Raw genomic sequence first — 12833 nt, 5'->3', positions numbered from 1 at the left:
AAATTTTGTTTAGGGACAAAATGTGAAGTTTTATTCTGAAATAACAGAAAGTTAATGCGGCAAAATTCCTATTGGTAATTTGGATAGGTATCAAATATTTCTTTGGCCTTATTTTCTTGATATGATCGTACGTTTATATGTTTCTAAGGGAAAGAAATATTTTTATTTTTATTACCAACTATTGTTTGATTAAGATGGTAACACGAAAATGAAACGTTTACAACCAGAAAATAAAGAAAAAATATTAAAATGCGACTTTTTTCGACAAATATTCCTATAAAACGTTTTGTAGGAATTAGAAATAACTAAATTAGGAATAATAGCTTAATATATTAAAGTGAAATTCAATGAATAAGAGTCCAAAGGCATGAATTTAAATGATAAAGTTATAATTTTCTTTTTTGAACTGTAAGTGTTTTACAAGTATAGTTAAACTTTAATCCAACTAGCATTTCTTCCTTTTGTCACTAGCTTAATATGGCCAAACAATTGCAAGGAATTTAAAGCCTTACTGATTGTACTCTCTGCTATGTCTGGATATGTGTTACGAATACACTCCTTAGTAAAGGGTTGTTTTTGTTTAAGTATAAAATCCTGAATTCTTTCCACTTTAGTATGCTTACATATAGAATCTAGAACTGTATTATGAAGATCTTTGTACGCCTCTAATATAATAGTTAAAAACGTTTTTAACCAAAAACTACTATTATGTTCCTCGCAGTACCAATTTACCGAAGATTTATAAATCGAATTGTAATATTCAGATTCATTTTTCTTAATGTATTTATCCAGACATACATATTTTACAAATGTATTTCCACTCTTAATTAATAGCAATTGCATTAACATAAGTGCCAATCTGCCGTTACCCTGATTAAAAGGAACTATGCAATAAAAATTAAATATAAAACGAGCTATTAATAAAAGTGAATGATGGCCCTTACTAGAATTTAATGAGTTATATTGATCACATAATTGTTCCATTACTTGTGGAATAAGCTCATGTGGAAGAATGCGGTAACTATTTAAGTGCATTCCGTTTTCAGGAATACCTGGAATAGCAAACGGTTTTTCGCGCCATTTGGCACTGTCAGAGGTAATGTAATGTATTAATTGAAAATGTAATTCCTGTATAGTCTCTGAATTGATTAATAAATCACAGGAATTCTTATGTACAAAAGTAAGTGTTTGATAAAAACAAAAGATAGCATCTTCCGAAATATTTTGAGGTACTATATCATCTAAAATAAGTTCTTTTAATCTTTTATTTGGGACTTTTATATCTTCATAGGTAGTAGTAAAGTTTTTTATGTAATGAAGTGGTATGGTTTTTTCTAAGCTAGTAAATATATCAGGATTTTGTTCCTGATAAGCAGCTAATTTTCCTTTTAATTCACTAATTTCACTGATTATATTTAATAGTCTCCTTTTTAATTCAATATTTTTATACTTGTCATCGAAAAAATTTCTCATTTTTATTCCCCCTGTAACCCCTTAACATGCTGTTACATAAATCTTTCCATTCTAAAGATAGTTTACAACATTATTTTGAAATAACAATATATTTATTTTGATTTTGAACTTATTTTAGAATCAAAATTGTTATTTAAATTTGATTAACGAGTTAGAACTTATAATTAATCATGTTTGAATAAAAATTGAATATACACAGATAGAAAATATAATTTTAGAATTATTTTTAGTGTAGTTTGCTGTATTATTGCTGGGAATTTACTAGAAAGTAACTAATTTTCACAAATAAAATAAAGAAATTTTAAAGAGGAATCAATAGGATCTAATTTGAATAGGCATAATCCTAACATTAAATATGCAAATGTACAATAATTAAATGAAAAAAATATGAAAATATCGACTTTTTTCGACAAAATAAATTTAGATAGAAAAACAATCAAATGTAAGAAAATTGTTGCTTTAGATGGTCTCTGCATTTCATAAATTAATATTGAAGGAATTATCAAATGATTTTTACGAGTAATAAAGGAGTAGATATATAGATTAAATTGTGACAATTATAAAGTTAGTATTCTCCATTTTCATTATTTAATTTAACAAATTTAATAATAGTAAGGTAACTTTTCTATATTTAATATAAGTATTTGATGGGTTATGCTCATAAAAAGTGTCATTTTCTATATATCCATGTAGCATTTAGTACTTGTATTGCGAAATATTTTGACATAAGTTAATTTAAATATTAGGTACAGAAACATTTTAAGGAAAAGAGTCAGTATAAAAGTACCCTGAAAAACGTTTCACCCTAAAAACGTTTTTCCTCAAGAGGTTTTCTCAGGAGCACTAAAGGTTTTTAATTTGTTTCTGTGCCTTATTAGATAAAAATAATATAATAAGTTATTTAGAAAAGGTGAAAAATCCCCCCATTATAAAGAACCTTTTCATATCACTTAACGTCCGTATGGTCTAGTTAAAGTAGGAATTTAAAGAAAAGGAAAGGGCTAGCTCTAGTTATAATTAGTGCAATAAATAGGGGGCTACTCAAATTTTTTTGTTTGATTTGGTAGGAGTAATATTTACGTTTGTTGGACTAGGTGTATTAAAGTGCATACCTTTTTGAGAGGTCACTACTATGTTCAATAGTCCAAATTAAATTTTCCATTTTCTTGATTTGCAACAAGTTCATTTCCAAAAATCCTTTCATACATAAATATAGCGAATGTTCCTATTCTATACTAAATATTTTAAAATTTAAATAGTTATCTTATACGATAGAATAAAAAGAAGTTAATACTCTAAAATTTATGTGAGAAAAGGACATACCTACGCATACATATGCTATAGGTGTGTCCTTTTTTAGTTGTTTATAAGTTTCCTACAGAGTTATTGAAGTAAAGTTTCAACAGTTTCACCATAGTGAAGTGAGATTCATTTAAACCGTATATTAAGTTCATATGAATCGTAAATTGGAATTGTACAATATGTGTGTAAGGCGTTTCTGGAATTATATTATTTTGAAAATATAAACTTCAATATACCAAAAAGTAAGAATATTAAACCGTAATCGATATTTGGATTTTTTGTGAATCTTTATTGTTTTTTTATAAACTCTTTACTACATAATGTTACAAAATAGAATAAATTTGCTTAATTTAGCCCCATATCAGGTTAATAAATAAACTAAATGTGTTTATGTTATTGAACTATTAATATATTAGTGGGTGATTTGTTCGTTTATCCCTATATTGCTATTATATTAGCGTAAACAATATATTGGGGGGACAAGTATGAATTTGAAATTAACATCTAAGTTAGAAAGATTAAGAAAAAGTAAAAAAGGAATTGGTGCTTGTGTTTTAGCTGCAGGGGTGACGGCAATTACAATGATTCCTCAAAGTGCATATGCACATGGGTTTGTTGAAAAGCCGAGTAGTCGTGCTGCTTTATGTAGTCAGAATTATGGAGCATTAAATTTAAATTGTGGAAATGTAATGTACGAACCTCAAAGTCTAGAAGCACCTAAAGGATTCCCAGATGGTGGACCGATTGATGGGAAAATTGCTTCGGCAGGAGGACTGTTTGGAGGGACTCTTGACCAACAAACATCAAATCGCTGGTTCAAAAATACAATAAAGGGGGGAGCAAATACATTTACATGGAAATACACAGCGGCACATTCTACAAGTAAATGGCATTATTACATTACAAAAAAGGGATGGGATCCTAATAAACCATTAACACGTGCTGAATTAGAACCAATTGGAACTGTGAACCATGACGGTTCGGCCGCATCAAATAATTTAACACATACAATTAATGTACCAACTGATCGAAATGGTTATCATGTTATTTTAGCTGTATGGGATGTAGCAGATACGTCAAATGCGTTTTATAACGTAATTGATGTAAATTTAGTAAATAATGAAACTCCCGACGCAGTAGCTCCAAGTCAACCAACGGGATTAAATGCGTCTAAAGTTTCTGCCAATAGTGTTGAACTAACATGGAAGGCCTCTACTGATAATATAGGCGTAAAAGAATATCAAGTGTTACGTAATGGAGAAGTAATTGGGACGGTACCAGGTACAACTTTTACTGATAAAAAACTAAAAGCAAATACGGAATATACCTATACAATAAAGGCATTAGACGCTGCTGGAAACATATCAAAAGAAAGTGAAAAACTAAAGGCTAAGACAACAAATGAAATTCCAGATAAAGAGGATCCAACTCAACCAAAAGGATTACATAGTATGAGTACAACAGCGACAACTGTTGATTTGATGTGGAGTCCGTCTGAAGATAATGTAGGTGTTGACCATTATATTGTATATAGAGAAAGCGCTGGGGTTATGAATAAAATTGGGGCAGCTGATAATACATCCTTTATGGATAAAGATTTGAAGGCTAATACATCGTATAAGTATGTAGTGACGGCGGTTGATTTAGCTGGAAATGAATCTAGTAGAAGTGATGTTTTGAATGTAACAACAAAGTCAGGGGATTCCACATATGAAAAATGGGATGCAAGAAAGGCATATACTAAAGGTGATAGAGTAGTACATGAGGGAAAAGTGTATGAAGCGGTTCAAGATTATCAAGGGAACGGCGACTCAAATTGGATTTTTGCCCTATCACTTTGGAAGCCAGTTTTGAATAAATGATAAGCTGGAAAAGGTAGTTAACATTTTGGGATTTCTTTTTGAAAATTAAAGGTCGTTCCAAATACAGATTATCTAATGGTTTAAATGATATGTGAGTAAATTTAATCACCATCTTAATGTTTACGTAATGAAATCAAAAAAGAACCCCAATGGTATTCCATCAAAAAGGAATTCCATGGGGATTCTTTATTTTTTTAATTTGTAATAGCGTATATTTTCACTGTAAATTTGTTAGTGGCACCAATTGGACTTGCAATATAATATTTAGTATTTGTGTAGGCTTCAGTCCTAGATTCATGTGAAATATTTTTCCAAAGAGTAGAATCTGTACCTAGGGAAACGTCAATCATTACATTGAAAGAAATAGAAGAAGGATAATCTTTTTCTGAAGGTTCAATAACCCATTTTAATTCCTTAGTACCTACAGGTAAACTATCAATTTTAAAGTTTTGACTGGATCGGTTTTTTTGTCCGGATAAAGGACTAGACTCGGATGAAATCTGCGAAATTAATACTTCTTTTTCATTCGAATGTATACCATTTAATTTAATGATACTATCAATTAAACCTGGCCCAGGAAAATCAGCTGCGATGATACCAGAATGTTTAATTCCACCTTGTTGCAAGAGTTCGGTCCCAAGTGTATTCATACCACCATAATATACTTGTCCATTTCTATCGCGGGGGAAATCACTCCACGCATTAGTGAAATTCGTTTGAATCAACTTAGGATTACTATCAGTATTTCTGTTCTCTTTTCCACTTGCAACAAACCAAGGATATACATTATTTAAAAATGCAGCTGCACCACCTGTACCGCTAAAATGGTTGAGATATATTTTTCCATTATTAAAGTTAGTATTTGCATTTTGTAGATGGGTTTTTACCGCATTCCATTTTCCATATATTTCGTCTGGACCGCTTCCAATTTCAAATTTATCTTGTATATTCAAACTTTCGTAATCAATACCGTACAATTGAGAGGATGTAAAGTTTTGTAAGATTACAATTTTACCCCGGATATCTCCTAAAGTAGGGTTGTTTCTACCTGTAGTTGGTACGGAATTAGGGTCCCAAAAATATGAAGCATTAACGTTTTTATATTTTAAAAATATCTCCTCAAATGATAGTGATCCACTTTCAGGAGTAGTTTCTTCTTTTAAGCGCATTAAAATTGTTTCTGTAGGATAATCTTTTAAAAATTGAATTGCCTCTTTTAATACATCTTCAAACACTGCTTTTTGATTTGCAATACCATGGTACATTGCAAAAGAATCTTTTACACGTTTAACACGCATATCTAAATATCGAATTCCAGAATTTAATTGTTGGGGTAGACTCATAGTTTGATTTCTTGTCAAATTTTCATCAAGAAAACTTGCGCCATGTAAAGCCATTGTACCGTGAGTCCCTGGAATAGATAATTCACTTAATTTTATTGAATCTGCTACTTTCGACATCCAAGCTGGATTTTGATAGCCTATATTGGATTCATAGGAATAACCGGGATGACTATCAGCAAAAATAGTAGATGGTGTACTTAAACTTACTAGTGTAAAACAAGTGAGGATGCTAATTTTAAAGAAGTTTTTCATTTTGTTCATTTTATCTCTCCTGACTTTTAAACAATAGTTAAAATAAGATGATTTTTTACTATATTTATTGTTGCCACTCTTTAAATAATGAATTGTTGTATTTGAAAAAAATTAAAAAATAGGAGGTGTAAGTTATTTTAGACTTTAATAATTTGTTGTAATGAATTGTACCTAATAGCCAAACGGATTCTTAAAGAATCGAAGTATGGACTCGAAAAAACAACCTTTTATCGTATTGTATACAAACAAAACAGAAGCCTTAAAAAAGACTTCTATTTTGTGACATATAATGAATGATAAGCTGGTTAACAAATCAAGATAATGTGACTGAGTGGTAAAAATCTATTAATAGCTGTTTCAAAATTTCTTATAACAAGGCTACTTAGGAAAAGTGGATCTCTACAATGCTAATAAAAATTAAAAAATTTTATTCATTAAAACTTAAACTAACTACAGTTGCGATAGATTGGGCTGCATGTTCCCAGCTGCCATCTATAACTTTCCCAATCTGCTGACCAAGTGCATTTAAATCATTTGGATTAACTGGGATCCCATTATAAGCAGCAAGAATTGATAAAAGTGGAGCAGCAAATGGTGTCCAACCACCTCTATCAATATTAAATACAGGCTTATCTATTACCTTTCCATCTTGCACTGTAAACTCATAATAAAATTGATCATCTGGACGAAAACTTAAATGATGAGAAATTTGTCCCTTAACATATGTTTTACCGCCACCTAAATTTACTACTTCAATTGGTTTTACATTAAATTCATGCTCAAATACTTTAATTTTTTTAACTTCTGGACCATTTAAGGCAGCCTTAACCGCTGTTTCCAAATTATTTTGTGCGAATGGTTGAATACTCATTTGTGCCTCTTTTTGTTGGATAGGAGCCTCTTTTTCTGCAGCAAACATCGATGTAGTCGGTAGTGCACCTGTAGCTAATGTAGCTGCAAGTGCTGTCGTCATCATGATTTTTCTTTTCATCTTCATAGTTTTCTTCCTCCCTTAAAGTAATGATATATAATTTTTTAAAGACTGACATGGGGCAATATTTTATTTCATAATGCACGCAAAAACTAGGTTAAGAATTATGTCAGAAAATCAAAATTAATTATATATTCATTTACAATGATATCTATCTACACATGTTTTTTCAATTTTCTAACAAATGGCGCAATAATAACTTTTCATAAGGTAATTTAGTGTTTCAATTCTCTCTATGCACGTTTTAAACAAATTAAAATCGGAGTGGTAATAATATATTTACAAGCAAATGTCGTATATAATTTGAGAAAAGTACACAATTTTTTTATAAAAAACTATAGGGATTATCGTTATATCGTTATCAAACTAAGTAAGATAAATAATAATATGATGAAGAGCTTCCAGTGATTCGCTATAAATTCACTGAAAAATGAGCATGACATCATATACTCATGCACGACAACTAGGATATCAAAGCTCCACTTTATAGCGAATGAGCTAATACGAATGAGATTGAAAAATTTTATTAGTGGCGTATAAAACTATAACAATACTACAAATCAATTAAAAAATTTCAGTTATTCTGAATGAGAAGGGCACGTAATATTTATTGTGAACTGTAGTACTGATCAAGATTTTAGGAGGAAATATGAACAAAAAGACTAAAAGAATCATATTACTTATTAGTATTTTAGTAAGTTTTAGTATCTTTTTATATTCACAAAACAATTTAATAAGTATAACTGAAGTTAATATAACATCTAATAAAATCCTCTCTTCTTTTAAAGGTTTTAAAATTCTACAAATTTCAGATTTACATAATAAAAAATTTGGCGACAATCAAGAAACTTTAATTCAAAAAGTAAAAAGCATAAATCCAGATATTATTGCAATTACGGGTGATCTAATTGACAGTAAATCATACGATGCAGAAGTTAGTATGGAATTAATACGAGAGCTTGTAAAGGAGTATCCCGTCTATTTTGTGACAGGAAACCATGAAAAATGGTCAGGAAAATATAATGATTTAGAGAAAGAATTAAAGAAACATCATGTTACTGTTTTAAGAAATGAACATGTAACGATTCAAAAAGAGGAACAAAAAATAAATTTACTTGGTATTGATGATCCGGAATTTGTTACTGGAAACCGTGATGAAGGAAATATTGTCAAAGATGAAATTATAAAAGCGAAAATTGAAATACAGGCGGATACATATAATGTATTACTATCCCATAGGCCTGCGTTTCTGGCAAAGTATGCTGATGAGCAAATAGATTTAGTGTTATCGGGGCATGCTCATGGAGGGCAAGTTAGATTGCCATTTATCGGAGGGTTAGTTGCCCCGAATCAAGGGATATTCCCTACATATACAGCCGGTTTATATGAAAAACAAAATACGTCTATGGTAGTAAGTAGAGGATTAGGCAATAGTATCATTCCGCAAAGGATTTTTAATAGGCCAGAACTTGTAGTCGTACAGTTAAATTGAACTGTACGACTTTTTTGTACAGAGAAAAATAGGCCTAATGCATTTTATACAAGTTAACATTACAATTTTGTTAAAAATTTTCTACGTTACATAAAGTAACAAAATTTGACCCGAAGAGTTTGTTATAGTGTAAATAATCAAAAAACTTAAAAATTAGTCGAGTGAAAAGCGTGATAAGTAATTCATGTAAAAAACTTAAAGGGGTGTACACATGCATAAAGAATATGAAATTGAAGAGTATACGGCGATTGAGGAACAAATACATTATTATTATAAATGTTTATTAGTAAGTCATCCTGATCAAATAATAAAGTATTTAGAAAAAAGGTTAGAAAAATATGCAGAAACATTACAATATGCCCATTTATATCCCGACACAGTTATATTACCGTTACAGCAATTAGTTATCGAATATTCTTTAGATGTTGCTAGAATTAGGAAATATATGAATTTAAAAACGTAAAGTAAAATATAAAATTTAAATGAAACAGAGTCGACTTTAGGAAATGAAATTCTAATGTCGACTCTGTTTCATTGTTTAATATTGTTGATTGACAATACATACTAATCAATGAAGTTTGACATATAATTACGCAAGAGTAAAATAAAAGTGAGTACTCACTCATTTTTAAAAAGGGGGAAGAATACGTGCAACAACCTGCCATTATTTTACGGACTGTATCAAAAATTTTTGGAAAAAAAGAAGTTTTACACAATCTTTCATTGCAAGTTGAAAAAGCAGAGATATTTGGTTTAGTTGGGCCTTCTGGTTCAGGGAAAACGACTCTTATTAAATTGATTGCAGGTATTAATGAGGCAACGGAAGGTGAAGTGTTAGTTTACAATACGAACATGCCTAATTTAAATGAAATGAAAAGAATTGGTTATATGGCTCAGGCAGATGCATTATACGAAGAATTATCAGCATATGAAAATGCAGATTTCATGGCAACAATGTATGGATTAAAGGGAAAGCATAAAAAAGAAAGAATTGAAGAGGTTTTTGCCCTTGTTCAATTATCACAACATATGAAAAAGCAAGTACAGCATTTTTCAGGTGGAATGAAGAAGCGTTTATCACTCGCAATAGCACTCCTTCATGAACCGGAAATATTAATTTTAGATGAGCCAACAGTTGGGATAGATCCGCTTCTTAGAAAAACAATCTGGGAAAAATTTTATAATTTGAAAAAGAAAGGCGCAACGATAATTGTAACGACACACATAATGGACGAAGCTGAATATTGTGAACGCCTAGGGTTAATTAGAGAAGGAAAGCTAGTAGCGACTGGAACACCTGAAGAATTGAAAAAGCGGGTATCCTCAGGAAGGATTGAAGATGTCTTTTTGTTGGAAGAGGTGGCCCTACCATGAGAGTTACCGGTGTAATCATTCGTATTATTCGCCAATTTTTTCGAGATAAGCGTTCGTTAGCGATGATGTTCGGAGCACCTATGTTATTACTTTGGTTATTATCGCTAGTGTTTACACAAAAAGACTATGTACCGCATATTGCTGTAGTTGATGTGCCTGCTCCCATTGTAAAAACAATGAAAACTCAAGAAGCCTCAATTTATGAATACGGCAAAGAGAAAGCAATTTCTGAGTTAGAACAGCAAAAGGTAGATGCAGTAATTTATTTAGAGAATGGGAAAATGAAACTTTTATTAGAAGGAAGTGATTCATCAAAAAATCGTGCTGTACTTCAAGTTTTACAAAAGAGTACAGAAAAGAGTGATGTATCTGTTATGAAGCCTGAAGTAAATTACTTACATGGCACTAAAGATTTTACAATGTTTGATGGGTTAGGCCCCGTATTAATCGGTTTCTTTACATTTTTCTTTGTATTTATTTTATCAGGGGTGTCTTTCGTAAGAGAACGTTTAAGTGGTACTTTAGAAAGGTTATTATCGACTCCCATTAAAAGGTGGGAAATAGTTGTAGGATATATTATTGGGTTTGGGATCTTTGCATTTATACAATCAATTATTATCGTGAATTTTTCAGTTTATATTTTAGATTTGTATGTAGCTGGTTCCATATGGCTAACGCTACTTATTACATGCATGCTTTCTTTAACAGCACTAACTTTGGGGACGTTTTTATCGGCATACGCAAATAATGAATTTCAAATGATTCAATTTATACCGCTTGTCATTGTGCCACAAATTTTCTTTTCTGGGTTGTTTCCAATGGAATCTATGAATAAGTGGCTCCAAATGTTAGGGAAATTATTTCCGCTCACATATGGCGCTGACGCAATGAGACAAGTGATGATTCGAAATCAAGGATTTACAGAGATTGCATTAGATCTAACTGTATTACTACTTTTTTCTCTATTATTTGCAATAGGGAATGTATTTGCATTAAAGAAACATCGAAAAATATAATGATGATACAAAGGGGCATTATAGATGAAGAAGGATTGGCTGGAAGAATTAATTGCCGCTACAAATACGGATAAACGAAATGAACGTCAAATGCGTATATTAGAGGCAGCTGTTGATATGTTTGGAGAAAAAGGATATGCTGCCACTTCAACAAGTGAAATTGCAAAGCGTGCTGGTGTAGCGGAAGGAACAATCTTCCGCTACTATAAAACGAAAAAAGATTTATTGTTAGCAGTCGTCATGCCGACATTAACAAAGTTTGCTGCACCATTTTTCGTACAAGCTTTCGCAAAGGAAATATTTAAATCGGAGTATGAATCATATGAAGGGCTTCTAAGAGTTGTTATTCATAATCGTTTTGAATTTGCAAAAAAGCATTTTCCAATGATAAAAATATTAATTCAAGAAGTGCCATTTCAGCCAGAATTGAAAAATGAAATACAACATTTAGTAGAAACAGAGTTACTTTCACATTTTAAAAAGTTAATTGTAAAGTTTCAAGAGGAAGGGGAGATTATTGAAATACCCCCATCTTCTGTATTACGACTTACTTTATCAGCTGTATTAGGGTTACTATTAACACGTTTTTTATTATTACCAGAAGAAAAATGGAATGATGAATTGGAAATTGAAAATACGATTCAATTTATATTGTACGGACTAACGCCACGGAGGTAATATGATGCGCCAATTTGCAAAACCGAAAATTGTTGTTAGTAAATGTTTAGAATTTGATGCTTGTCGTTATAATGGCGAGATGATTCCAGATGTAACAATACGAAATTTGCAGCCATTTGTTACATTTATACCTGTTTGTCCAGAAGTTGAGATTGGATTGGGGACTCCTCGTGAAACGATACGAATTGTAGAAGAAAATGGTGTGAATAAGCTTGTGCAGCCGTCAACCCGGGAAGATGTAACGGAGAAAATGGAGCAATTTTCAAACGGCTTTTTACAAACTTTACCTGATGTGGATGGTTTTATTTTAAAGAACCGTTCGCCAAGTTGTGGTACGCGTGATGTGAAAATTTATTCTGGTTTTGAAAAAGCACCAGCAAAAGGAAAGGGATCTGGCTTATTTGGCGGAGCAGTAATAAAAAAATTTTCGCATCTGCCAATTGAAGAAGAAGGTAGATTGTCGAATTTTATTATTAGAGAACATTTCTTTACACGTCTGTTTACAATTGCACATTACAAAATGATTAAACATACTAAAAACATAAAAGAACTCGTATCGTTTCAATCAGACTATAAATATTTATTTATGGCATATAATCAAGTGAAACAAAAAGAATTAGGGCGTATTATTGCAAATCAAAAAAATGAAACGATTGAAGTTGTATTTGATAAGTATGAGAAAACATTATATGAATTATTTATGCGCACACCCCGCTATACATCGAATGTAAATGTATGTGAGCATATTTTTGGATATTTTAAAACAAAGTTGAAAAAACAAGAAAAAGATCATTTTTTAGATTTGATACAAAAGTATATAGAAAAGAAAGTCCCGCTTAGTAGCTTACTTACAATTTTAAAATCATGGGCCATTCGATTTGACGATAAGTATTTATTAAGACAAACATATTTTGAACCATACCCTGAAGCTTTAGTAGAAATTTCTGATTCGGGAAAAGGTAGAGATTATTAAACAATAAATTACATAATTCGACATAAAACTTCCTATATTGTTGTAGAACAATGTAGGAATTTTTTTGTGCATTAGTA

At 31.1% G+C, this 12833-nt stretch carries 10 protein-coding genes; 7 read left to right on the top strand and 3 right to left on the bottom strand.

Features of this window, described 5'->3' with window-relative positions; all coding sequences use genetic code 11:
- Positions 1-429: 429 nt before the first annotated feature.
- Entirely contained in the window at positions 430-1473 is a 1044-nt protein-coding gene (locus ACTFOB_RS02060; RefSeq protein ID WP_151630417.1) for a Fic family protein, read from the bottom strand.
- A 1787-nt stretch (positions 1474-3260) separates the two neighbouring features.
- Between ACTFOB_RS02060 and ACTFOB_RS02055 the strand changes: the two genes are divergently transcribed.
- Positions 3261-4637: a lytic polysaccharide monooxygenase gene (locus tag ACTFOB_RS02055; RefSeq protein ID WP_440024232.1), complete on the top strand. Its 1377-nt coding sequence runs from the start codon at positions 3261-3263 to the stop codon at positions 4635-4637.
- A gap of 194 nt (positions 4638-4831) precedes the next feature.
- On the opposite strand, the gene ACTFOB_RS02050 is transcribed toward ACTFOB_RS02055, so the two are convergent.
- Together ACTFOB_RS02050 and ACTFOB_RS02045 are read right to left on the bottom strand one after the other, a co-directional pair.
- On the bottom strand, positions 4832-6241 hold the full coding sequence (locus ACTFOB_RS02050) for a phosphatidylinositol-specific phospholipase C (protein WP_440024231.1): 1410 nt from the start codon (positions 6239-6241) through the stop codon (positions 4832-4834).
- A gap of 418 nt (positions 6242-6659) precedes the next feature.
- Entirely contained in the window at positions 6660-7229 is a 570-nt protein-coding gene (locus tag ACTFOB_RS02045) for a methyltransferase (RefSeq protein ID WP_440024229.1), read from the bottom strand.
- Between the two features lie 643 nt (positions 7230-7872).
- Between ACTFOB_RS02045 and ACTFOB_RS02040 the strand changes: the two genes are divergently transcribed.
- The 6 genes from ACTFOB_RS02040 (at position 7873) to ACTFOB_RS02015 (ending at position 12756) form a co-directional block, all read left to right on the top strand.
- On the top strand, positions 7873-8715 hold the full coding sequence (locus tag ACTFOB_RS02040; protein WP_440024227.1) for a metallophosphoesterase: 843 nt from the start codon (positions 7873-7875) through the stop codon (positions 8713-8715).
- A gap of 211 nt (positions 8716-8926) precedes the next feature.
- The gene (locus ACTFOB_RS02035; protein WP_063224861.1) at positions 8927-9178 is read left to right on the top strand and encodes a hypothetical protein; all 252 of its coding nucleotides are present in this window, start codon (positions 8927-8929) and stop codon (positions 9176-9178) included.
- A gap of 185 nt (positions 9179-9363) precedes the next feature.
- On the top strand, positions 9364-10089 hold the full coding sequence (locus ACTFOB_RS02030) for an ABC transporter ATP-binding protein (RefSeq protein ID WP_440024226.1): 726 nt from the start codon (positions 9364-9366) through the stop codon (positions 10087-10089).
- Positions 10086-11105: an ABC transporter permease gene (locus ACTFOB_RS02025; protein WP_440024224.1), complete on the top strand. Its 1020-nt coding sequence runs from the start codon at positions 10086-10088 to the stop codon at positions 11103-11105. The genes ACTFOB_RS02030 and ACTFOB_RS02025 overlap by 4 nt, the downstream gene beginning before the upstream one ends.
- 24 nt (positions 11106-11129) lie before the next feature.
- Positions 11130-11783 (top strand): TetR/AcrR family transcriptional regulator, encoded by a 654-nt coding sequence (locus ACTFOB_RS02020; protein WP_151630423.1) that lies wholly within the window; start codon positions 11130-11132, stop codon positions 11781-11783.
- A gap of 4 nt (positions 11784-11787) precedes the next feature.
- Positions 11788-12756, top strand: coding sequence for a YbgA family protein (locus ACTFOB_RS02015; protein WP_440024223.1), 969 nt, complete (start codon positions 11788-11790; stop codon positions 12754-12756).
- Positions 12757-12833 lie beyond the last annotated feature (77 nt).

The sequence above is a fragment of the Bacillus cereus group sp. MYBK79-1 genome, from assembly GCF_051915365.1.
GTDB lineage: Bacteria > Bacillota > Bacilli > Bacillales > Bacillaceae_G > Bacillus_A.
The sequence above is the reverse complement of the archived record's forward strand: the minus strand, read 5'-3'. Positions and strand labels throughout refer to the sequence as shown.

Coding starts and splice junctions, on each gene's coding strand:
- ACTFOB_RS02060 (WP_151630417.1), bottom strand. CDS start 1,473: ATGAGAAATTTTTTCGATGACAAGTATAAAAATATTGAATTAAAAAGG.
- ACTFOB_RS02055 (WP_440024232.1), top strand. CDS start 3,261: ATGAATTTGAAATTAACATCTAAGTTAGAAAGATTAAGAAAAAGTAAA.
- ACTFOB_RS02050 (WP_440024231.1), bottom strand. CDS start 6,241: ATGAACAAAATGAAAAACTTCTTTAAAATTAGCATCCTCACTTGTTTT.
- ACTFOB_RS02045 (WP_440024229.1), bottom strand. CDS start 7,229: ATGAAGATGAAAAGAAAAATCATGATGACGACAGCACTTGCAGCTACA.
- ACTFOB_RS02040 (WP_440024227.1), top strand. CDS start 7,873: ATGAACAAAAAGACTAAAAGAATCATATTACTTATTAGTATTTTAGTA.
- ACTFOB_RS02035 (WP_063224861.1), top strand. CDS start 8,927: ATGCATAAAGAATATGAAATTGAAGAGTATACGGCGATTGAGGAACAA.
- ACTFOB_RS02025 (WP_440024224.1), top strand. CDS start 10,086: ATGAGAGTTACCGGTGTAATCATTCGTATTATTCGCCAATTTTTTCGA.
- ACTFOB_RS02020 (WP_151630423.1), top strand. CDS start 11,130: ATGAAGAAGGATTGGCTGGAAGAATTAATTGCCGCTACAAATACGGAT.
- ACTFOB_RS02015 (WP_440024223.1), top strand. CDS start 11,788: ATGCGCCAATTTGCAAAACCGAAAATTGTTGTTAGTAAATGTTTAGAA.